At 65.8% G+C, this 25,599-nt stretch carries 26 protein-coding genes and 3 tRNA genes; 16 read left to right on the forward strand and 13 right to left on the reverse strand.

Translation table 11 applies throughout. The annotated features are described in order from the left end of the window. Positions 1 to 32: 32 nt before the first annotated feature. The 3 genes from WBP06_RS08430 to WBP06_RS08440 are packed head-to-tail and all read left to right on the forward strand — an operon-like array spanning position 33 to position 4,125. The gene (locus tag WBP06_RS08430) at positions 33 to 1,142 is read left to right on the forward strand and encodes an HlyD family secretion protein (protein WP_395333751.1); all 1,110 of its coding nucleotides are present in this window, start codon (positions 33 to 35) and stop codon (positions 1,140 to 1,142) included. A gap of 11 nt (positions 1,143 to 1,153) precedes the next feature. After that, positions 1,154 to 2,686 carry a DHA2 family efflux MFS transporter permease subunit gene (locus tag WBP06_RS08435; RefSeq protein ID WP_395333753.1) on the forward strand — a complete coding sequence of 511 codons (1,533 nt, stop codon included), beginning with the start codon at positions 1,154 to 1,156 and terminating at the stop codon, positions 2,684 to 2,686. Beyond that, a complete protein-coding gene (locus tag WBP06_RS08440) occupies positions 2,683 to 4,125 on the forward strand; it encodes an efflux transporter outer membrane subunit (protein ID WP_395333755.1) in 1,443 nt (480 codons plus the stop codon). The genes WBP06_RS08435 and WBP06_RS08440 overlap by 4 nt, the downstream gene beginning before the upstream one ends. Positions 4,126 to 4,131: 6 nt before the next feature. Here WBP06_RS08440 and WBP06_RS08445 read toward each other — a convergent pair whose 3' ends face one another. After that, positions 4,132 to 4,335, reverse strand: coding sequence for a hypothetical protein (locus tag WBP06_RS08445; RefSeq protein ID WP_395333757.1), 204 nt, complete (start codon positions 4,333 to 4,335; stop codon positions 4,132 to 4,134). 252 nt (positions 4,336 to 4,587) lie between these two features. Here WBP06_RS08445 and WBP06_RS08450 point away from each other — a divergent pair, with 252 nt between their 5' ends. From WBP06_RS08450 to WBP06_RS08465, 4 genes are all read left to right on the forward strand, one after another. Continuing rightward, positions 4,588 to 4,968, forward strand: coding sequence for a winged helix-turn-helix domain-containing protein (locus WBP06_RS08450; protein WP_395333759.1), 381 nt, complete (start codon positions 4,588 to 4,590; stop codon positions 4,966 to 4,968). Between the two features lie 80 nt (positions 4,969 to 5,048). Continuing rightward, a complete protein-coding gene (gene modA, locus WBP06_RS08455) occupies positions 5,049 to 5,819 on the forward strand; it encodes a molybdate ABC transporter substrate-binding protein (RefSeq protein WP_395333761.1) in 771 nt (256 codons plus the stop codon). Positions 5,820 to 5,837: 18 nt separating this feature from the next. Next, positions 5,838 to 6,530 (forward strand): molybdate ABC transporter permease subunit, encoded by a 693-nt coding sequence (gene modB, locus WBP06_RS08460; protein ID WP_395334096.1) that lies wholly within the window; start codon positions 5,838 to 5,840, stop codon positions 6,528 to 6,530. Then, positions 6,520 to 7,176, forward strand: a complete 657-nt coding sequence (locus tag WBP06_RS08465) for a molybdenum ABC transporter ATP-binding protein (RefSeq protein ID WP_395333763.1) — start codon at positions 6,520 to 6,522, stop codon at positions 7,174 to 7,176. Before modB ends, WBP06_RS08465 begins: the two co-directional genes overlap by 11 nt. Here the strand turns inward: WBP06_RS08465 and WBP06_RS08470 are convergent. Beyond that, on the reverse strand, positions 7,169 to 7,771 hold the full coding sequence (locus WBP06_RS08470; protein ID WP_395333765.1) for an S-adenosyl-L-homocysteine hydrolase: 603 nt from the start codon (positions 7,769 to 7,771) through the stop codon (positions 7,169 to 7,171). The two genes, WBP06_RS08465 and WBP06_RS08470, sit on opposite strands and share 8 nt — an antisense overlap. Positions 7,772 to 7,962: 191 nt before the next feature. Between WBP06_RS08470 and WBP06_RS08475 the strand changes: the two genes are divergently transcribed. Together WBP06_RS08475 and WBP06_RS08480 are read left to right on the forward strand one after the other, a co-directional pair. Continuing rightward, positions 7,963 to 8,442, forward strand: a complete 480-nt coding sequence (locus WBP06_RS08475; protein ID WP_395333767.1) for a peroxiredoxin — start codon at positions 7,963 to 7,965, stop codon at positions 8,440 to 8,442. Positions 8,443 to 8,628: 186 nt separating this feature from the next. Beyond that, positions 8,629 to 9,309, forward strand: a complete 681-nt coding sequence (locus WBP06_RS08480) for an SDR family NAD(P)-dependent oxidoreductase (protein ID WP_395333769.1) — start codon at positions 8,629 to 8,631, stop codon at positions 9,307 to 9,309. 226 nt (positions 9,310 to 9,535) lie between these two features. Here the strand turns inward: WBP06_RS08480 and WBP06_RS08485 are convergent, their stop codons facing one another. From WBP06_RS08485 to WBP06_RS08495, 3 genes are all read right to left on the reverse strand, one after another. Then, positions 9,536 to 10,954 (reverse strand): hypothetical protein, encoded by a 1,419-nt coding sequence (locus tag WBP06_RS08485; RefSeq protein WP_395333771.1) that lies wholly within the window; start codon positions 10,952 to 10,954, stop codon positions 9,536 to 9,538. A gap of 176 nt (positions 10,955 to 11,130) precedes the next feature. Continuing rightward, positions 11,131 to 11,742: a GTP cyclohydrolase I FolE gene (gene folE / locus WBP06_RS08490; RefSeq protein ID WP_395333773.1), complete on the reverse strand. Its 612-nt coding sequence runs from the start codon at positions 11,740 to 11,742 to the stop codon at positions 11,131 to 11,133. Then, positions 11,739 to 13,205: a phospholipase D-like domain-containing protein gene (locus WBP06_RS08495; RefSeq protein WP_395334098.1), complete on the reverse strand. Its 1,467-nt coding sequence runs from the start codon at positions 13,203 to 13,205 to the stop codon at positions 11,739 to 11,741. The genes folE and WBP06_RS08495 overlap by 4 nt, the downstream gene beginning before the upstream one ends. A gap of 466 nt (positions 13,206 to 13,671) precedes the next feature. Here WBP06_RS08495 and WBP06_RS08500 point away from each other — a divergent pair, with 466 nt between their 5' ends. Both WBP06_RS08500 and WBP06_RS08505 read left to right on the forward strand, forming a co-directional pair. Next, positions 13,672 to 14,226, forward strand: a complete 555-nt coding sequence (locus WBP06_RS08500) for a hypothetical protein (RefSeq protein ID WP_395333775.1) — start codon at positions 13,672 to 13,674, stop codon at positions 14,224 to 14,226. A 241-nt stretch (positions 14,227 to 14,467) separates the two neighbouring features. Continuing rightward, the gene (locus WBP06_RS08505) at positions 14,468 to 15,805 is read left to right on the forward strand and encodes a chloride channel protein (RefSeq protein ID WP_395334099.1); all 1,338 of its coding nucleotides are present in this window, start codon (positions 14,468 to 14,470) and stop codon (positions 15,803 to 15,805) included. 153 nt (positions 15,806 to 15,958) lie between these two features. On the opposite strand, the gene WBP06_RS08510 is transcribed toward WBP06_RS08505, so the two are convergent. The 4 genes from WBP06_RS08510 to WBP06_RS08525 form a co-directional block, all read right to left on the reverse strand. Further along, a tRNA-Arg gene (locus WBP06_RS08510) sits at positions 15,959 to 16,035 on the reverse strand. Positions 16,036 to 16,092: 57 nt separating this feature from the next. Further along, a tRNA-Arg gene (locus WBP06_RS08515) sits at positions 16,093 to 16,169 on the reverse strand. A 47-nt stretch (positions 16,170 to 16,216) separates the two neighbouring features. Continuing rightward, positions 16,217 to 16,293 (reverse strand) — tRNA-Arg (locus WBP06_RS08520). Positions 16,294 to 16,337: 44 nt separating this feature from the next. Next, entirely contained in the window at positions 16,338 to 16,748 is a 411-nt protein-coding gene (locus WBP06_RS08525; protein WP_395333777.1) for a (deoxy)nucleoside triphosphate pyrophosphohydrolase, read from the reverse strand. Positions 16,749 to 17,163: 415 nt separating this feature from the next. Here WBP06_RS08525 and WBP06_RS08530 point away from each other — a divergent pair, with 415 nt between their 5' ends. After that, complete coding sequence (locus WBP06_RS08530) at positions 17,164 to 17,337, forward strand: Flp family type IVb pilin (protein WP_395333779.1); 174 nt, start codon at positions 17,164 to 17,166, stop codon at positions 17,335 to 17,337. 109 nt (positions 17,338 to 17,446) lie between these two features. Here WBP06_RS08530 and WBP06_RS08535 read toward each other — a convergent pair whose 3' ends face one another. The 4 genes from WBP06_RS08535 to WBP06_RS08550 all read right to left on the reverse strand — a co-directional run bounded on the left by WBP06_RS08535 (position 17,447) and on the right by WBP06_RS08550 (position 22,016). Continuing rightward, on the reverse strand, positions 17,447 to 18,937 hold the full coding sequence (locus WBP06_RS08535) for a M48 family metalloprotease (RefSeq protein WP_395333781.1): 1,491 nt from the start codon (positions 18,935 to 18,937) through the stop codon (positions 17,447 to 17,449). Between the two features lie 88 nt (positions 18,938 to 19,025). Further along, a complete protein-coding gene (locus WBP06_RS08540) occupies positions 19,026 to 19,943 on the reverse strand; it encodes a tyrosine recombinase (RefSeq protein ID WP_395333783.1) in 918 nt (305 codons plus the stop codon). 16 nt (positions 19,944 to 19,959) lie between these two features. Next, positions 19,960 to 21,846 carry a hypothetical protein gene (locus tag WBP06_RS08545; RefSeq protein WP_395333785.1) on the reverse strand — a complete coding sequence of 629 codons (1,887 nt, stop codon included), beginning with the start codon at positions 21,844 to 21,846 and terminating at the stop codon, positions 19,960 to 19,962. Next, positions 21,843 to 22,016: a hypothetical protein gene (locus WBP06_RS08550; protein ID WP_395333787.1), complete on the reverse strand. Its 174-nt coding sequence runs from the start codon at positions 22,014 to 22,016 to the stop codon at positions 21,843 to 21,845. Before WBP06_RS08550 ends, WBP06_RS08545 begins: the two co-directional genes overlap by 4 nt. A gap of 58 nt (positions 22,017 to 22,074) precedes the next feature. Between WBP06_RS08550 and WBP06_RS08555 the strand changes: the two genes are divergently transcribed. The 4 genes from WBP06_RS08555 (at position 22,075) to WBP06_RS08570 (ending at position 25,599) form a co-directional block, all read left to right on the forward strand. Continuing rightward, on the forward strand, positions 22,075 to 22,650 hold the full coding sequence (locus WBP06_RS08555) for a shikimate kinase (RefSeq protein ID WP_395333789.1): 576 nt from the start codon (positions 22,075 to 22,077) through the stop codon (positions 22,648 to 22,650). Further along, the gene (gene aroB, locus WBP06_RS08560) at positions 22,641 to 23,756 is read left to right on the forward strand and encodes a 3-dehydroquinate synthase (protein ID WP_395333791.1); all 1,116 of its coding nucleotides are present in this window, start codon (positions 22,641 to 22,643) and stop codon (positions 23,754 to 23,756) included. Before WBP06_RS08555 ends, aroB begins: the two co-directional genes overlap by 10 nt. Positions 23,757 to 23,853: 97 nt before the next feature. After that, a complete protein-coding gene (locus WBP06_RS08565) occupies positions 23,854 to 24,039 on the forward strand; it encodes a DUF3008 family protein (RefSeq protein WP_395333793.1) in 186 nt (61 codons plus the stop codon). A 162-nt stretch (positions 24,040 to 24,201) separates the two neighbouring features. Then, on the forward strand, positions 24,202 to 25,599 hold the full coding sequence (locus tag WBP06_RS08570; RefSeq protein WP_395333795.1) for a peptide MFS transporter: 1,398 nt from the start codon (positions 24,202 to 24,204) through the stop codon (positions 25,597 to 25,599).

Genomic DNA, 25,599 nt, shown 5'->3' on the forward strand with positions numbered 1-25,599 from the left:
AAGCTTGGGCCGCACGAAGGGCATAGAATCGCATGAACGCCGAAACCTCGATCAAGGCCGAAGACGCTGTCACTTCGGTTCCCCGTGCGCCGCGCCGCTCCTTGCGCGCGGTGCTGATGATCGCCGGTCCGCTGATCGTGCTGGCGGGCGCCGGGTGGTTCTATCTCTCCGGCGGCCGCTATGAAGAGACCGACAATGCCGCACTGCAAACCGGCATGGTCGCGGTCAGCCCCAATGTCGCGGGTACCGTGGTCGCCATCGCGGTTCGCGAGAATGAGCATGTTCGCAAGGGACAGGTGCTGTTCCGCATCCGCCCGGCCAACTTTGCCGCCGCCGTCGATTCGGCCGAGGCGGAACTTGCCAAGGCCAAGACTGATGCCGCCTCGCAACGCGCCGATTATCGCGAGGCGCTGACGCAAGTCTCGACCGCCAGGGCACGTCACGATTTCGCCGTGGGTGAAGCGGCGCGGCAGAAATCACTGACCGGCGAAGGCATCGCTTCCCGCGCGCAATACGAACAGGCCGCGACCGAGGCGCGCGCCTCGCTTCAGGCCATTGCCGCGGCCGAGGCGCGCGTGGAAAGCCTGCGTGCCGGCCTGGCCGGGCATATCGACGGCGATACCTCCGCCCTGCCCGAAGTGCGCAAGGCCGCGGCCAAGCTGGCGCAGGCGCGCATCGATCTGGGCGATACCGAAGTGCGCGCATCGCAGGACGGCGTCGTCACCCGCGTGAACCAGCTTCAGGTCGGCAACTACGTAACGCCCGGCCGCGCGGTGTTCATGCTGACCGGACTGAACTTCTGGGTGCAGGCGAATTTCAAGGAAGACCAGCTTCACTACATGCGCGCGGGCCAACCGGCGACGGTGAAGCTGGACGCTTTTCCGGACCGCACGTTCAAGGCCCATGTGCAGAGCTTCAGCCCCGGCACCGGGTCCAGCTTCTCGGTCCTGCCGGCGGAGAACGCCACCGGCAACTGGGTGAAAGTGGTGCAACGCCTGCCGGTGCAGGTGGTGCTGGATGAGCCGGCGGGCGACCTGCCGCTGGGCGCCGGGCTTTCCGCCACCGTGACTGTCGATACCGGACACGAACGCCACCTCTTCGCCGCCGATACGACGGCCAAAACCGCACCGCATAAGCGCTGAGGAGCGCGGGCATGGCGCCGTCCTCCCCCTACCCGTCGCCGCTGGAGCGGTTGCTGATCACCATTCCCTGCATGCTGGCATCGACGATGGTGGCGGTGGACATCACCATCGCCAATGTCGCGCTGCCGCACATGCAGGCCAGCCTCTCCGCATCGCAGGAGCAGGTGCTGTGGGTGCTGACCAGCTACCTCGTCGCCAGTGCCATAGCCACGCCGCTCAGCGGCTGGCTGGCTGGCCGCGTGGGCCGCAAGAACGTGATGCTGTTTTCCGTGGCCGGGTTCACCCTGGCCTCGGCACTCTGCGGGCTGGCGACGGACTTGCAGACGATCATCCTAGCCCGCTTCCTGCAGGGCGCCTGCGGGGCCGGTCTGGTGCCGCTGAGCCAGGCGATCCTGCTCGATATCAATCCGCCCGAGGAACACGGTAAGGCGATGGCGATCTTCGCGCTCGGCTCGATGGCCGGGCCGATCATTGGGCCGACCTTGGGCGGCTGGCTGACCGATGCGCTGACCTGGCGCTGGGTGTTCTTCATCAACCTGCCGTTCGGCGCGCTCTCATTTCTGGGTATGCTGGCGTTCCTGCGCCGCCGCCCAAGCCGCTTGCAGACGCGGTTCGACCTGCTGGGCTTCATCCTGGTATCGATCGCGCTGACCACATTGCAGCTGATCCTCGACCGGGGCGAGCATCTGGACTGGTTCGATTCCGGCGAGATCCGCATCTATGCGCTGGTCTGCGCAGTGGCGACCTACCTGATGGGCGTCCACATGGCGACCGCGCGCGATACCTTCATCCGGCCCAGTCTGTTCAAGGATCGCAACTTCGCGATCGGATCGATCTTCTCGATGATGATCGGCGTGGTCGCCTTCGCGACGATCCCGATGATCGTGGTGATGACGCAGTCGCTGCTCGGCTACTCGGCCTTGCAGGCGGGCTTCATCAGCCTGCCCCGCGCGATCGGCACGCTGACATCCATGCTGATCGTCTCGCGCGTGCTGAAGTACGTGGACACACGCGCGGTGATCGTCACCGGCCTGGTGCTGATGGGCACGGGCATGCTGATGTATTCGCACGTGGACCTCTATGTGGACCAGCGCACACTCGTCTTTGCCGGGCTGGTGCAGGGGCTGGGCAGCGGGATGATCTTCGTGCCGCTGTCGGTCATCGTGTTCTCCACGCTGGATCCAGCCTTACGCAACGAGGGGGCGGCGATCTTCGCGCTTACCCGCAATGTCGGCAATGCGGTGGGCATCTCCGCTATCCAGTACGAGTACCTGCACTTCATCGCCCAGTCGCGAAACGACCTTGTCCAGCACGTGCGGCCCGACAATCCGGTGTTCGCCTGGGCCCGTCCCGATTTCGACTTCGGATCGCCGCAATCGATGGCCGCGATCTACGGCGAAGCCTCCCGCCAGGCGACGATGGTGGGCGATGTCACGCTGTTCCACGTTGTCTTCCTGCTGACGCTCTGCCTGATCCCGCTCGTGATGCTGATGCGCGTGCGCAAGACCCAGGTGGACACCCATACGCTGCCCATCGGGGAATGACCTTGCGCAAGACCGCCATTCTGATCCCACTGCTTCTTTGCGCCGCCTGCACGGTGGGACCAAACTATGCGCCGCCTGCCCCGCCTTCAGCGGAGGCGGGCTATGGTGCCGGCACCGACGGCGCGACATTGGGCAGCGTGGCGCAGGCGGATTGGTGGAAGGCGTTCGGCAATGCCGAACTCGATGCGCTGGTGGCGAAGGCTCTCTCCGGTAACCACTCGCTGGCCGCATCGCGCGCGACGCTGGAAAAGGCGCGCCAGCAGGTCGCTGCCGTGGCCGGTCGCCAGTTGCCGCAACTGGATGCCAATGCCCGCGCGGAGTACGAACGCGTCAATCTGGCCGCCTTCGGCCTCTCCAGCGATTCCCAGTTCGGCGCGATCCCCAATCCGAAGTTCGATCTCTACACGCTGGGTGGCGGGGTCAGCTATGACCTTGACCTGTTCGGGGGCAACCGCCGCGCGCTGGAACGCGCCGCCGCGCAAGCCGAGGCAGAAGAACGCGCGACCGAGGCGGCGCACCTGCTGATTACCGGCCGCGTAGTGGACCAGGTGCTCGCCATCGCCGCATTCAATGACCGGCTGGCCACCGAACGCGCGCTGATTGCGGAGGATGAGCGCAACGTCTCGCTGACGCAGAAGCGCGACCGGGCGGGCGAAGGCACGCAAGTCGAAGTGCTGAGCGCTCAGGGCCAGCTTGCCAACGACCGCGCGGACCTGCCGGGGCTGGAACAGCAACTGGCGGAAGGCCGCGCGATGCTGGCCGTGCTGCTGGGAATTTCGCCGCAGGAACTGGGGGAGACGGCCTTCGGCCTCGATGCCTTCGTGCTACCGGGCAATGTGCCGGTTGCCCTGCCCTCCACGCTCATCCACGCCCGGCCGGACATTCGCGAGGCCGAAGCCCGACTCCATGCCGCCGTCGCGGGAGTGGGCGTCGCCACCGCCAACCTCTTCCCGGACGTGACGCTGGGCGCGACGACCAGCCAGTCTACGTCCGAGATCGACAAGATGTTCAGCAGCAAGTTCAATGCTTTCGACATCTTCGCCGGAATTTCCGCGCCGATCTTCCACGGCGGCACCCTGAAAGCCGAAAAGCGCGGGGCCGAAGCCGAAGCACGCGCCGCCGCCGAACAGTACCAGCAGGTCGTCACGGAAGCATTCGGGCAGGTTTCCGGCCTGCTCTCCGCGCTTGGCAACAATGCCCGCGAACTCACGGCGCGGCAGTCGGCAGCGCAAGTGGCCGACCATTCGTTGCACCTGTCTCGCCGCAGCTTCGAAGCCGGCAACAGCGGTGTGCTGCAAGTGCTGGATTCCAGCCGCACTTCGCAACACGCGCGGCTGGCGCTGGTCGATGCCCGTGCGCGGCAGTTCCAGAACGTCGCGCGGCTCTATGCAGCAACGGCGGGCGGATGGGTTCCGGCGGAAACCGTGGCCGCCCGCTGAGCAAGTTCAGGTGAGCAGGTAGTACCCCAGCACCACCCAGCACGCCACGCACATCGCGACGGCGATAATCAGCGAACGAGCGTCGTGCTCCTCGCGATTTCCGTCCTGCATCCGGCTTCCCAGTGCCATCGCCGGCGCCGGAATCACCATTCCACCGCCCGAGTCGGTACGGCGTTCGAATCGAATAATCTTCTCGTCAGCGACCTTCATCCACGCATCCTCTCTCGTGCGCGGGCGCGACCGGAGGGCTTTGCCCCCTGTTCCTGTTCCGATCACCCCCGCCGGTCCCCGATCGCCCGGTCTTTTTGACCGTGACGATCCGAAGCCATCGGCTTCATGGGCCATGCTATCAGAAGGCCGCGTTCCTGCAATCTCTCTCCCGCCGCCGCCTGAGCCCGCAGCAATTGCCCCCAAACCCGCGATGGCATAGGTCCAATGCACCTTGCCACGGATTGCCGCCTCATGACCGATCTTGCCCCGCTCTCCCTCAAGCCGCGCCTGCTCTGTGGTGACGAAATCGCCATGGGCCCCGGCAAGGCGGATCTGCTGGAGGCGATCCGCGCACATGGTTCGATCTCGGCCGCGGCGCGGGCGATGGACATGAGCTATCGCCGCGCATGGCTGCTCGTGGACGCGATGAATCGCTGCTGGGCCAAGCCGCTGGTGGCCACCTCCCCCGGCCGCGCCGGCGGAGCGGGGGCCGTGCTGACGGAGGCGGGAGAAGCGGTCCTGACGCATTACCGCGCTTTTCAGCAGCATATCCGGCAGGCGGCCGACACCGCGGATTTCGCCGCCCTCTCCGCGCTGCTCCGCCAGGAACCCGCCGAACCGCGCGGGCACTGAACCGCACATGAAGGCACCCTAGGCAAGACCTGAAGGACCATATACAGCCGGATACAGTTGTTTTCGAGAGGTATTCGAAGATGCTCCGGCTGCGTGCGCTGTTTCTGCCTGTCCTTCTCCTGCTCGCCTCGCTCTGGACGCCTGCCTTCGCGCAGTCCGAAGGTCCGCTGGTGCTTGCCGCCGCCAGCCTGCAGGAGGCGATGAACGCCGCTGCCGACGGTTGGGCCGCCAAGGGCCATCCGCGTCCGAAGATCTCCTTCGCGGCCTCCTCCGCGCTGGCCCGCCAGATCGAGGCGGGCGCGCCGGCCGATGTCTTCGTTTCCGCCGATGAGCCGTGGATGGACGAAGTCCAGGCCAAGGGCCTTGTCCGCAAGGGCACGCGCGTTTCGTTCCTCACCAACGACCTCGTCATCGTCGCGCCCAAGACCAAGCCACAGCGCATCGCGATCAAGCCCGGCTTTCCCCTTGCCCGCGCGCTGGGCAACGGACGCCTTGCGGTGGGCGATCCGGCCGCGGTCCCGGCGGGGATCTATGCCAAGCAGGCGCTGACCAAGCTGGGCGTGTGGGATTCGGTGAAGGACAACCTTGCACCGGCAGAAAACGTGCGCGCCGCGCTGGCACTGGTTGGCCGTGGCGCCGCCCCGCTGGGCATCGTCTACGCCACCGATGCGCGCGCCGAACCGGCAGTGACCGTGGCCGGCGTGTTCCCCGCCAGTTCGCACCCGCCGATCAGCTATCCGGTCGCCGTCCTCACCGCATCGCGCAACCGGGATGCGGAAGGCTTTCGCCGCTACCTGATCTCGGCCGAGGGCAAGGCTGTGTTCCGCAAGTTCGGCTTCGGCACGAAGTAACCGGACCAGCGCGTGAACCTGACGCCCGAGGAATGGGAAGTCCTGCTGCTGTCGCTGAAAGTCAGCGGCGTGGCGATGGCCTGCGCGCTGCCGCTGGCTTTCGCGCTGGCCTGGGTGCTGGCACGCTGGCGCTTTCCCGGCGCAATCGTGCTCGACGCGCTGATCCACCTGCCGTTGGTGCTGCCGCCGGTGGTGACCGGCTGGCTGCTGCTGATCGCGCTGGCGCCCAATTCCACTTTGGGCCGCTTTTTCGAAAATGTGCTGGGCCTCACCTTCATGTTCCGGTGGACCGGGGCGGCGCTTGCCGCAACGATCATGGCGCTGCCGCTGATGGTGCGCGCCATGCGCCTGTCGATCGAGGCGGTGGATCGCCGTTACGAACAGGCCGCGCGCACGCTGGGCGCCGGGCGTTGGCGCACCTTCGCCACGATCACCCTGCCCCTCACCCTGCCAGGCATTCTGGCTGCTCTGGTGCTGGGCTTCGCGCGTTCGGTGGGCGAATTCGGCGCGACGATCACGTTCGCCTCCAACATTCCGGGCGAGACGCGCACGTTGCCGCTGGCCATCTACAGCGCCTTGCAGGTTCCCGGCGCCGAGTGGCAGGTGGCGCGGCTGGCCGGCCTGTCGATCCTGCTGTCGTTGGGCGCGCTGGTGATCTCCGAATGGCTGGCCCGCCGTAATCGGGCCGGGGCGATGCGTTATGTCATTTGACGTTTCCGTCAGCCTGAAGCGCGGGCGGCGCACGTTCGACTATGCCTTCAGCGTCGAGGAAGGCGGGCTGACCGCGCTGTTCGGTCCTTCCGGCGCGGGCAAGACCACGCTGCTGGACATGATCGCCGGTCTGGTGAAACCCACGCAGGGGCATATCACCGTCTCGAACGACGTCCTCTTCAACTCGGAACGCCGCGTAAACCTGCCGCCCGAACGCCGCCGTTGCGGTTACGTGTTCCAGGACCTGCGCCTGTTCCCGCACAAGACCGTGCGCAACAACCTGCTTTACGGCTGGCGCATCGCCGCGCCCGATCACCGCTGGCTGGAACTCGACACCGCGCTGGACGTGCTGGGCATCGGCCACTTGCTGAACCGAATGCCGGCCACCCTGTCCGGCGGCGAGGCGCAGCGGGTGACGATCGGCCGGGCGCTGCTGGCCGGCCCGCGCTTCCTGCTGATGGACGAACCGCTTGCCTCGGTCGACGCGGAGCGGCGCGAGGAAATCCTGCGCGTGATCGAACGCGTGCGCGACGAGTTGCGCCTGCCGATCCTCTACGTCAGCCATGACCGGACCGAGGTGGATCGGTTGGCCGATCGGGTGATCGAAGTGCCCGCGCCGGCCGCCGCTTCGGCCGGAATTACTTGAGCGCCAGCGCCAGAACCGTGCGCGGCCGCCGATCCGCCAGCACTTCCGCAGCGGCATCCGCCAGCGCCGCGCGCCCATGGCTGCGCGCCAGCCCACGCGTGATCTGCTTCAACTCGTGGCAATTGAGCCAGGGATGGCCGGCGCCGTACTGGTTCGCCATCACCACGCTGATCTTGTCCAGCGCACGGGTCGCCCCCTGCTCCCCATAGCGCCCGACGAATCCAGCCTGAAGCGCGCGGGCCGCCTCGTTCAGATCGCCCAGATGCTCCTGCGTGAAATCGCCATAGTCCGCCTGGAAATCGTCGGCGGTCCGGCGGCAGCGCAGGCTGGTCACCATCAGCATGATGTCGAGCCGGCGCAATTGCTCGGCGCCGTCGTCCGCCCTGACGGTTCCGACCGGAACCTGCGCGGCCTTGTTCTTTTCGATGCCTGACTTGGCCGCATGCGCCGGATCGGAAAGCCCGACCGCCAGCGCCGCCACCAGCCCCATGATCGATGCCGCCAGCAGGCGATGTTCGCCGCTGCGCGAGGGCCGATTGCCTTGCATCACCCGATTGTGTCGTCCCCCTACGGCGACGCGCTTCATGCTCATCATCGCTTGCCTCCTCCGACGATCGGCACTTGCCGAACCCCGCAGACAGGCTCTCACGCAGTGGTTCACCGGATTTTAATGGCTCAGGTAAAGGCGATTTTAACCACGTTCGACGCGCACGGCGTTTGCGCCGCAACGCCACCGCCCTATATCTGCGCGCATCCGCGATTCATTTGCAGACAAAGGATAAATCCATGACCATCGCCGTTGGTGACAAGCTGCCTGACGTGAAGCTGATCAAGGCCGGCGAAGGCGGCCCCGAACCGGTTCAGACCGCCGACTTCTTCGCTGGCAAGAAAGTCGCGCTGTTTTCGGTTCCCGGCGCCTTCACGCCCACTTGCTCTGCCAAGCACCTTCCCGGCTTCGTGGACAAGGCCGCCGACCTGAAGGCCAAGGGCATCGACGCGATCGCCTGCACCGCCGTCAACGACGCTTTCGTGATGGGCGCATGGGGCAAGGCCTCGGGCTCTGAAGACGTGACCATGCTGGCCGACGGCAATGGCGATTTCGTCAAGGCGATCGACCTGGTGATGGACGGCACCGGCTTTGGCATGGGCCATCGCGGCCAGCGCTTCTCGATGGTCGTCAACGACGGCGTGGTCGAACAGCTGAACGTCGAAGCGCCGGGCGCTTTCGAAGTCAGTTCGGCCGACTACATGCTGGGCCAGCTCTGATCGGGACCAGCTCTGATCGGGGCCAGCGCTGATATCAGGCTGACTTTTTGAAAGGCGGCGCTCCGAAACGGGAGCGCCGCCTTTTTTCCTGAGCATCGGTAGGGCGTTGGCTCACGCCCGATATTCCGCCTCTGCTTGCCCCTCCCCGGCCGCCGCGATAGCGTCCACGCAAAGAGAGGAGTTTCCATGGCCCGTTCGGTTATCGTCACTGGAGGATTCGGCGTGCTCGGCAGCGCCGTTGCCGCCGCTTTCGCAGCCCAAGGCGACAAGGTCGCCCGCATAGACTTCGCCCCGTCGGCGAAGGAACCGCTGGTGGGTGCGCTCGACATCGGCGGTGTCGACCTGACGAACGAAGCCGCTACCCGCACCGCCATCGACAAGGTAGCCGCCGCGCATGGCGGCATCGACGTGCTGGTGAACATCGCCGGCGGCTTCATCTGGGAAACGCTGGAGGGCGGATCGCTGGCGTCCTGGGCGAAGATGCAAGCCATGAACCTGACGACCGCTGCCACCATCACCCAGCTCTCGCTGCCCGCGCTCAAGGCCTCTGCCGCCGGGCGCGTCATCAGCATCGGTGCGGGCGGCGCGGTGAAGGCCGGCATGGGCATGGGCGCCTATGCCGCCTCCAAGTCCGGCGTCCATCGCCTGACCGAGGCGCTGGCAGAGGAACTGGCGGGCACCGGCGTCACCGTGAACGCCATCCTGCCCAGCATCATCGACACCCCCACCAATCGCGCCGACATGCCCGATGCCGATTTCTCGACCTGGGTGCAGCCAAAGGCGATTGCGGACGTGATCCTGTTCCTCGCCTCCGACGCCGCGCGCGCGGTCACGGGCGCGTTGGTGCCGGTGACAAAGGGCGGTTGAAGCGGCGTTTGCCTACCCTTGCTAATCGCCCCGTCTTGGATCAGGATCACCGCCGCCTCTGACCAATATAACCTCGTCATCCCCGCGAACGCGGGGATCCCGCTTTTCTTGCGTGCGTGCCGAAAAGGAAGCGGGGGCCCCGCCTGCGCGGGGGCGACGAGGTTTGGGGGCTCGAGATTTGGTCGAAATCTGGTGCGGGCGGATTTCTCCAAACCAGCCCTGCAGGCTAGCGCCGCACGTAGACGACCACGCCGTCCGCACCGCGAAAGATCCGTTTCCAGCGCGGCGAACGCGCCAGTTCGCCGGCGATCGGCGCATTGTGGTCTTCCTGGATGACGAAGGCGACCGGGTGCCATTTGGCGATCACGTCCACCAGCGGGACGTAGCCGTTCTCGATCCCGCCGTTGTACTGCCACTCCTCATGGCTGTAGCGGTAATAGCGCCCGTCATAGGCCACGCGCCAGTTCGGCCAGCCGGCATCGATCACCGGCCCGCCGAACGGAAAATCGGCATAGACCGTGCCGTGCAGGTTCTCCTGCTTGAGGCGGGCAATCGATTCCAGCGGCAGGCTGGACGCAAAGCGCGTGGATGCCAGGAACGGCGTGGCCAGCGCCACCACCGCAACGGCGGCAATGGGCAACCAGCGTGGAGTGGCGCTTGGCTGCTGCGGCGAACTCGCCCCCCGCGCGATCACGGGGATCATCGAAAGCGCCCAGAACAGCACGAAGCGATAGGCGAACAGCGTCATCGCCAGCAGCGCCAGCGCCACCAGCACATCGACCGGGTCGCAGCGACGCCCGCGCAGCACGATGCGCGCCGTCAGCAGCAGCACTGCCAGTACCGGCACCGCGTTGTTCCAGTTCGCCGGGATCCACAGCGGGCGCCACTCGCTGGCGCCGATGGCAAGGCTCATCTCGGTATTGGTGGCGGAAATGGCCAGGATGGAGAAACCGTCCGGCGTCGCGAAGATCGCCGCCACCGCCACCAGCGTCAGCAAGGCGGCGGCAATCGGCACGGGACGCTTGCGGTCTCGCAGCCAGCCCAGCCCACCAACGGCGGCATGGATGCCCAGCGCCAGCGCACCGATGCTCACGGATGGATGGAAATTCTGCCAGAGCACCAGCAACGGCGCGCCCAGCGCGATGGTCAGCAGCGGACGCAGGCGCAATTGCATCAGCGCCAGCAGCAGGCCGAAGCACAGCGCCGCGAAGCTCTGTGGGCGGATGCTGGCGGTTGGCAAGGCGGCGAAGAATGCCAGCGCCAGCGCAAGGGCCACGGCCGGCGCGGTGGCTCCACGATGGCGGCAGGCGGCGGCCACGGCCCAGAACCCGCCCAGCCAGACCAGCGAATCGAACACCCGCAGCAGACCCCAGCCGCCCAGCGATCGCACCCAGGCCATGCTCGCCTGCGCCAGCCAGCCCACTGCGGGCAGCGGCTCCCCCAGATGGAGCGCGGCAAACGGCTCGCGGGAAATCGGGCCGCCGTGGGCCAGGATGATCTCGCCCAGCTTCAGCTGCCAGAAGATGTCCACGTCCCAGACGCTGCGCAGCAACAGCACGCAGAGCATCGCCGCCGGAACCAGCGCAGCCCCGTAACGCAGCAGAGGGGCGCCCTGCCCTTCGACGCTATTCTTGAAACCGCTCAAACTACCCCCGGCGCGGCGCGAAAGGAGCCGCCACGCCTCCATCGCCGCACGGCGGAAGCCGTTCAAGCTCCCGGTGCGCGGAAACGGGGATAAGCGCCGGTTTGCAAATTCGCGAAACGCGAATTGGGCCGGTGCCGCGGCAGAATGCCCGAACGGGCATTCTGCAAACAAACGCCTCAGTAGCCCATCAGGCTCAGCACTTCCTTGCGGCTGCGCTCGTCCTCAAGGAACGTGCCCATCATCCGGCTGGTGATCATGCTGACGCCCGGCGTGCGCACGCCTCGCGCGGACATGCAGGCATGGCTGGCCTCGATCACCACGGCAACGCCGTGCGGCTTCAGGTGCGTCCAGATGCATTCGGCCACTTCGGCGGTCAGGCGTTCCTGGATCTGCAGACGCTGCGCATAGCCTTGCAGCACGCGGGCCAGCTTGGAGATGCCCACCACATGATCGCGCGGCAGATAGGCGATCGCCGCCTTGCCGATGATCGGCGCCATATGGTGTTCGCAGTGCGACTGGAACGGAATGTCCTTCAGCAGCACGACCTCGTCATAGCCGCCCACTTCCTCGAACACGCGGCTGAGGTGGATAGCCGGATCCTCGCCATAGCCCTGGCAATATTCCTTCCACGCCCGCGCCACGCGCTTGGGGGTGTCCAGCAGCCCTTCACGCTCCGGATCGTCGCCCGACCAGCGGATCAGCGTGCGGATCGCTTCCTGCACGTCTTCCGGCACCGCAGGCTTCTTTTCGAAAGGGCTGTCCTCGTCGGGACCGACCAGGCTGCTCATCCCTTGATACTCCTTCGCAATCTTTCCTGTAGGCGCAGCCGCATCAGCTGCCCCTTGCGGCGGAACAGACCCCGCCGCTCGATCGGCTCGAACATCTCCCCGGGTCGTTCCGGATCGAGCAGAGCGCTTTCCCCCAGCGCTCTTTCAGCATCGGAGAGATGTTTCAAGGGCAAGCGTTCGAGATGTTTGCCCACCGGCACAAGACCTTCGATCATGGCGGCCATCGAATCGTGACGATCCAGCGCCTCCACGATCACGTCCTCGGCCTTGCCGCAGTGCTCGGCCAGCAATCGAATGCGCAAGGCGCGGATCGCGGGAACCACGTGCGCATTCGCCGGGCGCGCCGCGTCGATGAACACGTCGCACTCCGAATCGAGGCCCATCGACCGGTTGTTCATGTTGGCCGAACCCACGCGCAGGATTTCGTCATCGACGATCAGCAGCTTGGCATGGACGTAGATCGGCGTGCCATCCGCCGCGCGCGGGTGGAAGATGTGAAAACGGTCCGCGTGATCGGCATTCTGCAACGTCTTCACCAGTTCCACGCGCGCGGTGTCCATCGCCACCTGTTCCAGCCAGCCGCTGGCGCTGAGCGGATTGATGATCACGAATTCGGGGGGATCGGGTTCCAGCAACCGCTCGGCGATCACCTCAGCAATCGCGCGCGAGGCGAAATACTGCGTCTCGGCATAGACGAAGCGCTTCGCGCGGCGAATCTGCTCGACGAAAAGCTGCTCGATCTCCGCCACTTGCGAGCAGCCATCATATTCCGCGCGCGTGCGCGCGATGCCGATCTCCACATTCTCGAATTCGGCAACCAGCCCTTCCGGCCAGGGTACGAAGTCCTGCGGCGCACAGGGCACGACCTCGGCCCCGCCCGCCGCCTTCCACCGTGCCCGCCCCAGATCGGCCAGCGAGGCGGCAACATCCCCTTCCATCACCATCGTCAGGTCATGCCACGGCCCATAGAGCCGCCCGCTGGGCCTGCGGCGGCGCGGGTCCTGCGGGCGATGCTCCGGCGTGTCCCAACGGTCGGACGTCATGTCGATGCCACCGCAGGCCGCGAACACATCGTCGATCACCACGATCTTTTGGTGATGGCTGCATCCGATCGGGTGGGCACCGTCAAAGCGGAAATGAATGCGATCGCGAAAGGCCCAGCGGATCAGGTCGATCACCATGGTGCCGCGAAACAGCGACTTCAGCAGCGAGACGTTCCACTTGAGCAGCAGGATTTCCAGCCGCGGCTGCGAATGCACCAACCAGATGATGAAAGAGCCAAGCCGCGCGGGGAACCGCTGCTTCCGCCCGCTCTGCCACCAGCGCCGGCCGGAGGTGAGCAGGATGCGCGAATCGAAATCCCAGCCGATCAGGAAAATCCGCTGGCGGGCCGAATCCATCACTTCGCGAATCACGGAAAAGTAGGCGGCGGCATCGATCACCACATGCGCCCGGCGCGCCATGGCATAGCGCCAGACCGACGGAGAGACCGCAGGCTCTTCCGCTTCGTTCAAAATCTCACTTTCCAATGCGTTCCCCCGATCGACCGACCATCTCCCGTGCGTGCCTAGCGAACAAGAGCGCAACATGTTCCCCACGGCAAGTGCCGGGCATTTCGGACCAGACTACGCAGTTCACCGCATGCAACCAACGAAACGCCGGGTTTGGGCCGCTTCATCGCAAATCGGGGGCGATCCGGCGGTTGATCCGGCACCGTTCACCCGCCATTCCGTTACGAACATGCAAGCAAGCATGTCTTTCACCCCGCTCCTTCCCACGTGCAACGGCACGCGGAGCGGGTTCCGGCCTCGGCCGGTTCAATCGTCCGGGTCGTCATCTTTCCGGACCTGTTTTTGAGGGCCCTCTTGCGTTGGAGGGCTGCGTGTCGGTCGCCGTTGGGTCGGCTTCCGCATCGACAAGGAGTACGCCATGAAGAAATCGCTGATCGCCGCCGCACTTGCTGCGGCAACGCTCGTTCCCGCCGCCGCCATGGCCCAGTCCGCTCCGGCACCGGCTGCAGCGGCAGCCACCCCGACTGCGGGCGCGAAGGTATTCGATCCCGAAGGCAACGAAGTGGGCTCGATCGAGGCGGTTCAGGGCGATGTCGTGACCGTCAATACCGGCACCGCGCGCGCGGGCCTGCCGAAGTCTGCCTTCGCCGCCCGTGACAAGGGCCTGACCATCGGCATGACCAAGGCACAGCTGGAAGCGGCCGTTCAGGGCGCGCAGGCCAAGACCGGCGAAGCGCTTGCCGCCGCGCTGGTGGTGGATGCCCCCCTCAAGAGCAGCGACGGCGTCGTACTCGGCACCGTCAGCAAGGTCGAAGGCGATAACGTGACGGTCGCACTGCAGAGCGGTTCGCCCGTTTCGCTGAAGAAGAACACCATCGGCCTTGGTGCCGATGGTGCGCTGGCGATCGGCGTGACCGCCGCGCAGTTCAACGCATCCGTTCAGGGTGCGGCCGGCGGCGCCAGCGGCAAGTAAGAATCGGCCCCGGATTCGCCGGGGAGCTGATGGGATGAAGGCCCGGGATCGATACGACGATCCCGGGCCTTTTGCATTTTTCCGGCCAAAGTCCTTGCGATGCCCCCCGTGCTTGCCCCACTAGGTCCGCGAAGCGCCGCCTTCGCGGCGCGCCCTCCACTTGCGTTCAAGGTGCCTGCCGTCCGGTATCCGCCTTGAGCCGCTCACCTTGGCCACCCCCCGCCGGGCCTGCCGCGACGACATGATCGGAACCGAGTTGACACCACTGGAACACCTTCGCGCTTTCCAGAAGTCGGCGCCCGGCCTCGACGGTTCGCTCGCCATGGCGCGCCGACGCGCCGCAACGGTGCTGGGTGCGGTGGCGCTGGGCATGATCGCCATCGTCTTTGCCTGGATGGGCGATCTGGCGCAGAAGATCTTCACGCAGTTCCAGGCCCAGCATCGCTATGCGCCGCTGGTGCTGACGCCGCTGGTCTTCGCCGCGACCGTCGCGGTTACCCGGCGCTGGGCGCCTGCTGCCAGGGGATCGGGGATTCCGCAGGTCATGGCCGCCGGGCACGACCTTGGGCTGGCCAATTCCCGCCTGCTTTCACTGCCCACTGCCATCACCAAGCTGCTGCTGACCACGGTGATGCTGCTGGCGGGCGGATCGGTCGGCCGCGAAGGCCCCACCGTGCAGGTTGCCGCCGCCGTGATGGTCACCTGCCACCGCATCCTGCGCGTGCCGATTTCTGCCGGCGTGCTGATCGCCGGCGGCGCCGCGGGCGTGGCAGCGGCCTTCAACACGCCGCTGGCCGGTGTGGCCTTCGCGATCGAGGAACTGGCCGCCGCCTTCGAACAGAAGGTCGCCGTGCTGGTGATGGGCGCGGTGGTGATCTCCGGCCTCGTCAGCCTCGCCGTGGCGGGCGACTACGTGTATTTCGGGGCGATGCGGCAGACGCTGGGCGTCGCTTCGGTATTGCTGATCACCCCGGTCGCAGGCGTTGCAGGCGGGGTGCTGGGCGGGCTGTTTTCACGCACCCTGCTCTCCTTCGCACGCAGTTCGCACCCGGTGTTCCAGGCCGCGCGAGCACGCCCGGTCATGCTGGCGCTGGTTTGCGGGATGATCGTGGCGGTAACCGGCGTGCTCACCGGATCGACCTGGGGTACCGGCTATGACACCACGCGCCACATGATCGAGGCGACCAGCATGCCCTCCGCGTGGTTCGGTCCCGCCAAATTCCTGGCCACGGCAGCCACGGCAGTCTCCGGCGCGCCGGGCGGCATCTTCGCGCCCTCGCTTTCGGTAGGCGCGGGGCTGGGGCAATTGCTGTCCTACGGATTTCCGGACGATCCCGCCCCCGCCATCGTGCTGCTGGGCATGGTCGCCTATTTCGTCGGCGTCGTACGCGCGCCGCTGACGGCAGTGATCATCCTGATGGAAACGACCGCCAGCCGCGGCATGATCGTGCCACTGTTCCTTACCGCGATCATCGCCGATGCCGCCAGCACGCTGGTCTGCAAGGAAAAGCTCTACCACGGCCTTTCGCGCGGCTTCGCCCGTCCTCGGGATTCCGATGAGGCGAAGGCCGCCAGCTAGGGCGTTTTCCGGGTCATCGGGTGGAATCACCCGATGACCCGGAAAACGCGCCAAACCAAAAATCTTAGAGCGTCTCCAGACGGATCGTCTCACACGCGGCGCGCAGGCAATAAAAAACCCCCGAATGACCGGGGGTTGCTGCGATGAGGCAAATGGCGCGCCCGGAACGATTCGAACGTCCGACCCTCAGATTCGTAGTCTGATGCTCTATCCAGCTGAGCTACGGGCGCGCAGATGCCCTATGTATCCATACGGCGAAAGGTCTGGAAACCTCTCCATGGAGAAAGTGGCGCGCCCGGAACGATTCGAACGTCCGACCCTCAGATTCGTAGTCTGATGCTCTATCCAGCTGAGCTACGGGCGCGTGCCAATTTCTATCCAACCAAGGCCACGATTTCCCCGAAAGGAATGTGGCGCGCCCGGAACGATTCGAACGTCCGACCCTCAGATTCGTAGTCTGATGCTCTATCCAGCTGAGCTACGGGCGCGTTGGAGTGGCGCCAATAGAAAGGGATCCGCCCCCCGTCAACGCCTATATCGCACTTGGGCGAAGGAATTTGCACAAGGCCGCTGCCAGAGGATAGTCGAGCGGCGGCATCTCCAGCGTTTCGATGGCTTCGGGCACATACCAGCCCAGCGCTTCCGCCTCGTGCGGGTGGGGATCACCCTGCCATTCGCGGCAGGCGTAAAGAAGTATGACAAGCGAACGACTGCCATCCCCGGTCCGCCCACTGGCAAAACCCACTGGGCGCAACGACGCGGAATCCATCGCCAAGCCCAGCTCCTCGCCCAGTTCGCGGACGGCCGCGTCTTCGGGGCATTCGCCAGGATCGACCTTGCCCCCCGGGAATTCCCAGAGCCCGCCGTGCATCTTGGCGAAAGGCCGCTGCTGCATCAGCACGCGCCCGTCACCCTGCACAAGCGCCACGGCGACGACGACCATCGGTGTAAAAGAATTTTCCAGCTTCAATGTCCTTATTAGGAACTCGTTAACGCCAGGATGGCATCCCGTGCAGTGTTCTGGAGAACTGTAGGGTGGCTCATGACTGTTCGATCGATCGGCGTCCGAATTCTTAAGGATGAGGCCGCCGCAACTACCGTCGAATACGGTCTGATCCTTGGACTGATCGTACTTATGGTGATCGGAGCACTCAGCGGCGCGGCGAATGAAACCGTGAGCATGTGGAATAGTATTTCATCGAAATCTTCTACTGCAATCTCCGCAAGCTGAAACAAATTCTAACTTAAGCATTTTTCAACACTTCCAATCTAGAAGCGAAATTGTCCGGAGCGCTGAAGCGAGACGCCAGGCGGGATGGACCGGGTACAGAAGACTGCTTTACATCAGGAGACATACCATGAAGTTTCTCGCCAAGCTGCGTCGCAACGAAGAAGGCGCCACCGCAATCGAATACGGCCTGATCGCCGCGCTCATCGCTGTTGCCGCGATCGCCGCCATGCAGGGCATGGGCTCGCAGCTCACCTCGACCTTCTCGAAGACCTCGTCGACCCTGGGTTCGACGAACTCGTAAGAAGCTTTCGAGCTAAACGGTTCGGGGCGGCAGGGAAACCTGCCGCCCTTTTCCGTTTCCCGTGCGCTGGAATGCGTTCGAAAAGGCCCTCGGGAAACCGGGGGCCTTTTCAGTATGTGACGATCTTCACCTTCTGCCCCGGCACCAGCCGGTCCGCCGCCTGCAGGCCGTTGAGCACCAGAAAGCGGTCCAGCTGCGCATCGGAATAGGCCATGCGCGCGGCCAGGGACTGCGAAGTGTCGCCCGCCTTGACAATCACCACCCGCAGCAGGCGCGGTCGCACTTGCCCCGCCTCCGCCGCGGAGATGCGGCGCATCGACTTGAACATCGGGTTGAAGACGCCAACGCCGCCTGCCCGCGTCATCGTCAGGAAGTGATAGGCGTTGCCGCCGCCGAAGTCGTAGGCGAAGACTGCCACGTCCACCTGATTGCCCGAAGTCTGCACCCGCGCCACCCCGTAGGCGGCCGGAATCCCGTTCACGGTCGCGCGTTCCACGCTGTCCGGCCGAATGCGCGCCTGCCCCTTGTCGGTCAGCCCGGCGAAGACCCCGTCGATATAGGCATCCAGCCCGGTGCCCAGTGGGCCGCTGCCGAATTGCGCCTTGCCCGATTGCCCACTGATCGACACCGCCTGTGTGCCATTGACCATGTAGAAGCCGGTCGGCACCTGAAACGTCAACTTCAGGTCCGGATGGATGAAACGGGTGCCCTCGATCATCCCCTGATGCGGATCGTCACCGTAGACCAGCCCATCGATTCGCGAGAGGAACACATCGCGGTTCGTGCTTCCCGTCGACGCGTTGCCGGCAAGGGTCTGCGCATCGCGCACGCGCGAAGCCGGATCAGGGTGAGTCGAAGCCCATTCCGGCACGCGGGCCGTGGTGCCGTTCAGCCGGGCTTCCAGCGCATTCTGGCGCGCCAGACTGTCCAGCACCGTGGCCATCGCTCGCGGATCGTATCCCGCGCGCTTCAGGTAGGTGATGCCAAGGCGATCGGCCTCCTGCTCCTGCGAGCGGGAATATTGCAGCGTCAGCATCTGCGTGCCCTGCGTGGCGACCTGCTGGCCCAACTGGCCCAGCGCACTGTCTCCCAGCAGCACGCCGGACAGGATCGACCCCAGCACCCCCAGGATCTGATTGCGATTCGCGGCCTGCTGCCGCTTGGCGGAGTGGCGCGCGGCAACGTGCCCCACCTCGTGCCCCAGCACGCCGGCCAGTTCCGCCTCGTTGTTCATCAGCGCGGTCAACTGCCGGGTGACGTAGATATAGCCACCCGGAATCGCGAAAGCGTTGTTCACCGACGAGTTGAGCAAGGTGACCGTAAAATCGCCCGTCGCGTTGGAGAGGCCGGACTGGACGGCAATCTTCTTGCCCACCTGTTCCACATAAGCGGCCTGAGGCCCACCCACCGCTCCGCCGAATTCGGCCAGTAGATCGGGATGGGCCTTGGCGCCCTGCGCCTTGTCCGCCTGGCTGATCGCGGCGACCGTCGGATAGGCGGCTGCCGCCGTGGCCATCTCGACGCTGCCCGGCGCCAGGGCCAGCACGATCGCGCCCGACAGCGCCGCGCCCCGGCACCGTCCTACCTTTCCTGCAGTCATGGCATCTCCCTTCGCACCTTGGTTGCCTTGGACAACTGGCCGCACAAGCGCCTGTTCCGCAAGAGCGTTCCCGAGAGCGGAGGGTGTTCTAGCCCTGCCGCGCCAGTGGATGCCGCGCATTCACCAGCGCCACCAGCCGCGCGCTTTCGACATGGGTGTAGATCTGGGTAGTGGCGATGTCGGCATGGCCCAGCAGGGTCTGCAGCACGCGAAGATCCGCCCCGCCTTCCAGCAAGTGCGTGGCGAAGGCATGGCGCAGCACGTGCGGAGAGACGCGTTCCGGATCCAGGTCCGCGCGCACCGCCAGATCGCGCAGCAGCTGGAACAGCCGAACCCGGGTGAGATGCCCGCTTTCCCCGCGCGACGGGAAAAGATGGCGCGATCCACCGGGGCGCACTGCCAGCCAGCGCGAGAGGACCGCGCGGGCACGCCCGCTGACCGGCACCATCCGTTGCTGCCCACCCTTGCCGGTAACATGAAGGAATGGCGCATCGCGCGGCACGGCAGCGACCGGCAGCGACACCAGCTCACTGGCGCGCAGGCCGGATCCATAGAGCAGTTCCAGCAGTGCCAGCAGGCGCACCGATTCGGGCCGCTCTGCCGCCGCCTCTTCCTCCGCCTGCGTCAGGAAGCGTTCCACCTCTTCCCGCGACAACAGCCGCGGCAAGGCCCGCCGCGTGCGCGGGCGTGGCAGCGAGGGTGAGGGATCGTCCGCCCGCAGCCCCTCGTCGACAAGGAAACCGTAGAACTGGCGCAGCGCCGAACAGCGGCGAGCGAGCGTTGCCGGCGCGACCATGCTCCACGCCTTGCCCAATCCGGCCAGCGCGTCGCCATCCGCCGTCACCAGATCGCCGATCTCATCCATCGCCGCATCAAGATCACGGCGATAGGCGGCCAGTGTATTGGCCGCGGCGCCGCGCTCCGCCGCCAGCATCGTCAGGAAGCGTTCCGCCGCGCTACTCGCCCCCGACGATCGCGATGACGACCTTGATCCATCCAAGGTCATCGCGAAACCATCGTCATCAAGCCCGCGCCACGGCCTCTGCCGCGATCATCCGCGCCTCCGCATCCAGCCCCACGGTGCGCAGGGCGGAAACGATGTGGAACAGATAGCGCGGCGTCATCAGGTGCCAGTCACCACCCTGCATGCCCAGCCCGGCCAGCAGCGCCACGCCTGCCTGATCGCCATTGGCGGCAGCGCGGTCGAGCGCTTCGGTAAAGCGCGTGGACCGGTCCAGTCCAAGGCCCAACTGTCCGGAGAAGCTGCCCGCATCGCTCTGGTCGATACGGCCCAGCGCGGCCAGACCGGCGACAAGAAACGCACTGCGGCGCTTGTCGGTGCTGTCGTCGGCATCGAGATACGTGCTGACAGGCGCCGAACCCACGGCCTTGATCCGCCCCGGAGCAGCCAGCACCAGCAGCGCCCAGCCCTGGCTGCCGGATGCCACCACGGACGACCAGGCCAGCGCATTGGCATCGAAACCGGCGGCCAGCATCGACGTCAGCAGCAGCGGAGCCTGCTCCTCCATGTCCTTGCTGGGAGTGATGCGGGCGGCGGCGGCGGCGGTCAGCACTTGCCGGGCGTACGTGGCGTCGGCGCCATTGGCGCCGTTCCACAGGCTCTGCATCGCCGAAAAGCGGGCCGAAGGATCGTCCTGCACATAAGCATTGCGCAGCGTTTCCGCGCGCTGCTGCCAATCCCCGGTCACTTCCGGATCCGCATAGAGCTGGCTGTAGAGATCGACCATCGCCGCGTTCGAAAGAACGCCCGTTGCGCCGGCATGATCGGCGGCGGCGGCTCGGCGCGCCAGCCCCACCATCGGCGCCAGCGCGGTCATATCGTCATAGAGCGGGCCGGCGTCTTCCATGGCGCTGTCCGGCGGCGTCAGGCCCACGGCATTGGCCAGACCGAAGCGCCACGGCGTCATCGTCGTCACGCCGTCCCACTCGATCGTCACCGCCTTGCGCGCGCGGCCGGCAGCGCCGGCGTATTTCTGCGCCAGAAGCAGGTCGATGCGATCCATCGATCCGCGCACGCGCATCTTGTCCAGCTTGGCCATCGCCGACGCACCGCTGCCGCGGAACGCTTCGCAGATCGCCTTCGCGGCATTCCACTGCGCATCGTCGCGCAGCGAGCCGACCGACGAGAACACCGGGCAAAGGCCGGTGAAATCGGCGGCCCGCTGGTACGTCTCGAACGCCTGATCGCCCAGTTCGGGCGTGTAGTTGGCAATGTCGATATCCTGTAGCACAGCGCGCGCCGCATCGCTTTCGCCCATGCGCAGCAGCAGCCCCACGCGCAGCGCCAGAAAACGCTGCGGGCTCATGCCGGCGGGCGGCGAAAGGCGAGAGATCAGCGCGCGGCGCAGCAGCACGTGGCCCCAGCGGGACACGAGTTGCCCGCGATTGGCCGCCAGCGCCGCCTCCACCACCGTCCAGTTCAATGTCGACAGCGACGATGCGGCGAAACCGCCCTCGCTATCGTCGATCAGGCCGACGCGATCCATCGAACGGCGCGCCTGCGGCGGCATGTCGAGATCGATCTTGTTGCCCAGCAGATCCTCGAAATCCTCGGGCGACATGCGCTCCAGTTCTTCGAGCGTCGGCACGCGGGTGAGTCCGCCCGGGCCGACGATCGCGGAAATCGGCGCGCCGGCATCGATCGCTGCAGGCGCCGCGCTGGGCAGTTGCTGGATAACCGGCGTGGAAATGGCACGCGGCGCGGACGCAGCACCGCTGTCCCCGGTCCGTACCGGCGCGGGCGCGGCTTTCGGGGTGGGCGTGGGTGTCGGCTCCTCGAAGCCCTTGGGCAGCAGCGATTCGGGGCCATCCTGCGCGATCGCCCACACCGAAGTGAGCGCCAGTGCGGTGCCGACCATGACGTGCCAGGTGCGAGTACGGGTTTTCATTCGGCCGTCTCCGTAACCTTCTGGTCCGGAACCTTCACCGGCTGGACGATATCGCGAACCTGCCGGCGACCGCCGTCTGCCCAGGCCAATCCGCCGACAACCACCACGATCCCGACGGCAACTACCGCAACCACGCCCGGAAGCCTGCGCTTCCCCTTTGGTATCGTCACTCGCCTTCCTTCACCGATGCTTGCGCTGCGACCTAGCGCAACTATAGGCGATGGGGCAATGGACGTTCAACAGACCCGCTTTTCCGCGCAAGAAATTGCCACCCTCGCCCGGCGGATCAATCGCCCCATCGTGCTGGTCGGTATGATGGGCGTGGGCAAGTCCAGCGTGGGCAAACGGCTGGCCACGCTGCTGGACTTTCCCTTCGTGGATGCGGACGAGGAAATCGAACGCTCCGCCCAGATGACCATCCCCGAAATTTTCGAGACTTACGGGGAATCCTATTTTCGCGACGGCGAACGCCGCGTGATCGCCCGCCTGCTGGGATCGGATGCAGCCCCCCTGGTGCTGGCGACCGGCGGCGGCGCCTTTTGCAATACCGAAACGCGCGCGCTGATCCTGGAACACGCAATCACCGTGTGGCTGGACAGCGAAGTGGAAACGCTGGTCGATCGTACCGCCCGCAAGGACAACCGCCCGCTGCTGCAAGGCGGCAACCCGCGTGATATTCTCGCCCGCCTGCGCGAGGATCGCCGCCCGCATTACGAACAGGCGCCGATCCACGTGCTCAGTTCGCCCGGGCCGCACGTGCAGACCATCAACAAGGTACTTCAGGGACTCTCGCAATGGCTGTGATTTCCGTCGACATCGCCGGACGCCCTTATGAAGTGCGCGTGGGCGCCGGGCTGCTGGCCGAACTGGTGCCCAACTGCCGGGGCCTGCTGCGCAAGCGCGGCGTCCCCATCGTCACCGATGTCCACGTCCATGCGGCCTGGGGCGAAGTGGTGGAGCGTTCGCTGCGCGACAACGGGCATGAACCGCACTGGCGCATCCTGCCGGCGGGCGAAGCCACGAAATCGTGGGACGAACTGGCCGCCACGGTCAACTGGCTGCTGGAACTGGGCGTGGAGCGCGGCGACAGCGTGATCGCGCTGGGCGGCGGCGTGATCGGCGATCTCACCGGCTTCTGCGCCTCCGTGCTGAAGCGCGGCTGCAAGTTCATCCAGGTGCCCACCACGCTGCTGGCGCAAGTCGATTCCAGCGTGGGCGGCAAGACCGCGATCAACACGCCCGCCGGAAAGAACCTGGTCGGTGCGTTCCATCAGCCCTCACTGGTGCTGGCCGACCTTTCCGCGCTGGAAACCCTGCCCCGCCGCGATCTGCTGGCCGGCTACGCCGAAGTGGTGAAGTACGGGCTGATCGACGATGCGGACTTCTTCGCCTGGTGCGACGCCAATGCCGCCGCCATGCTCGACGGTGACGCGGCGCTGCGCGAATATGCGGTGGCGCACTCGGTCGCATCCAAGGCGCGCATCGTCGCGGAGGACGAATTCGAGACGACCGGCAAGCGCGCCCTGCTCAACCTTGGGCACACCTTCGGCCATGCATTGGAGGCGGAAACCGGCTTCTCCACGCGCTTGCTCCACGGCGAAGGCGTGGCGCTGGGCATGGTGCTGGCAGCGCGTTACTCCGCCCGTCGCGGCCTGATGCCGCAGGCGAGCGCCGAACATGTCGCCCGCCACATCGCCGAAATCGGCCTGCCCGCCAGCCTTGCCGCGCTCGGCCTCGACTGCGATGGCCGCGCGCTGGTGGACCACATGCTTCACGACAAGAAGATGGATGCCGGCACCCTGCCCTTCCTGCTGATGAAGGGCATTGGCCACACCTACCTCGACCGCGAAGTCTCGCTGGACGATGTCGCGGAGTTCCTTGACGAGGAACTGGCGCGCAGCTCCGACTGACGCCTTATGCGCACGGGGCGGCTGCTTAGGCAGTCCCCCGGGAACTCAGGCGCCTGCACGCACGTATCCCTTGCATCACCGCAAGGGAGATTCAGCCATGCCCGCCAAGTCCAAGGCCCAGCAGAAAGCGGCCGGCGCCGCCCTCTCCGCCAAGCGTGGAGAGACGAAGAAGAGCGACCTCAAGGGCGCCTCGCGCGAAATGGTCGATTCCATGAGCGAGAAGCAGCTCGAAGAATTCGCCGCCACCAAGCGGAAGGGCAAGCCCGAGCATGTCCACCACTGACGCGCGCCGTTACCAGCATTGACGGCCTGATCCCGGCCGTCGAAACCGTCCCGAAAGCTGACGCCTTGGCGTCAATGGCGTGACATTTCCCGACTGCGCCATTATACACATGCGTCAAGAACATAAACATCATTCAAAAATAACAATATTTCCGGGATCGCCATGACTGTTGCCGAAGCTACCTCCGAGCTGGACTTCCCCGAGGAAGCGGCGCGAGACGATCGCGCCTTCCTGGGCCATCCGCGCGGGCTGGGTTACCTCTCCTTCGTGGAGGGCTGCGAGCGCTTTTCCTACTACTCCATGCAGACGCTGCTCGTACTCTACATGGTCAAGTATCTGTTGCTGCCGGAGAACGTGGGCAAGGTTCTTGGCCTGTCGTGGCTGCGCGGCTGGCATTATTCCGGGCTGGACGGACAGCCGCTCGCATCGGCGATCTTCGGCGACTACACGTCGCTGGTCTACCTGACGCCGATCCTGGGCGGCATCATCGCCGACCGCTGGCTGGGCCGCAAGGCCACGCTGATCGCGGGCGCCGTGGTCATGTCGATCGGCCACTTCCTGATGGCGTTCGAGGGGATGTTCCTGCTCGCGCTGATCTCGCTGGTGGTGGGCGTGGGCCTGTTCAAAGGCAACATCGCCAGCCAGGTGGGCGAACTCTACGGCCCCAAAGACCTGCGCCGCGCGATGGCGTTCCAGATCTTCTACATCGCCATCAACGTCTCCGTCATCGCCGCGCCGCTGATTTCGGGCACGCTGGGGCAGAAAGTCAGCTGGCATTATGGCTTCGGCGCCGCCGGCGTGGTCATGGTCCTTGGCCTGCTGCTCTACATGAAGGCACAGCCCTGGCTTCCGGCCGACAACAAGGTGGGCAAGAGCAAGAACAGCGATCCGGCCGCGCGCCTCACCCGATCGGACTGGCCGCGCCTTGGCGCTCTGGCCGTGCTGGTGCCTGTGCTGGCCATCGCGATGCTGACCAACCAGGAGATCTTCAACGCCTATCTCGTCTGGGCAGATGCGAAATTTCAGCTGACGTTCTTCGGCATCACCCTGCCTTCGAGCTGGATGATCACCGTGGACGCCACGCTCAGCTTCTCCATGCTGGTGGCCGTGGCTGCGTTCTGGAAGTTCTATGCCGACCGCACCGGGCGTGAGCCTGACGAACTGGGCAAGATGATCATCGGTTCGCTGTTCTCTATGACCGGCGGCATGTGCCTGGTGATCGCGGCGGCGACAGCGGGCGGCGGCAAGATCGGCCTGTTCTGGCCGGTGATGTTCCACCTGTTCAATTCGATCGGCTTTGCCCACATCATGCCGGTAAGCCTTGCCCTCTTCACCAAGATCGCGCCGCGTTCGCTGAATGCAACGGTGGTGGGCATCTACTATCTGGCGTTCTTCGGCGCCAACAAGGCGGTGGGCATTGTCGGCGGCTGGTATTCGTCAATGGATACCGTGTCGTTCTGGCTGATCCACGTAGGCGCCGCGACGTTCGGCCTGATCGCCTTCGCGGCGTTCAAGATAGCCCTGGGCAAGACGCTGGCCGGCGAGCCGAAGGCCGCCTGA

The sequence above is a fragment of the Novosphingobium mississippiense genome, from assembly GCF_044029535.1.
Taxonomy (GTDB): Bacteria; Pseudomonadota; Alphaproteobacteria; order Sphingomonadales; family Sphingomonadaceae; genus Novosphingobium.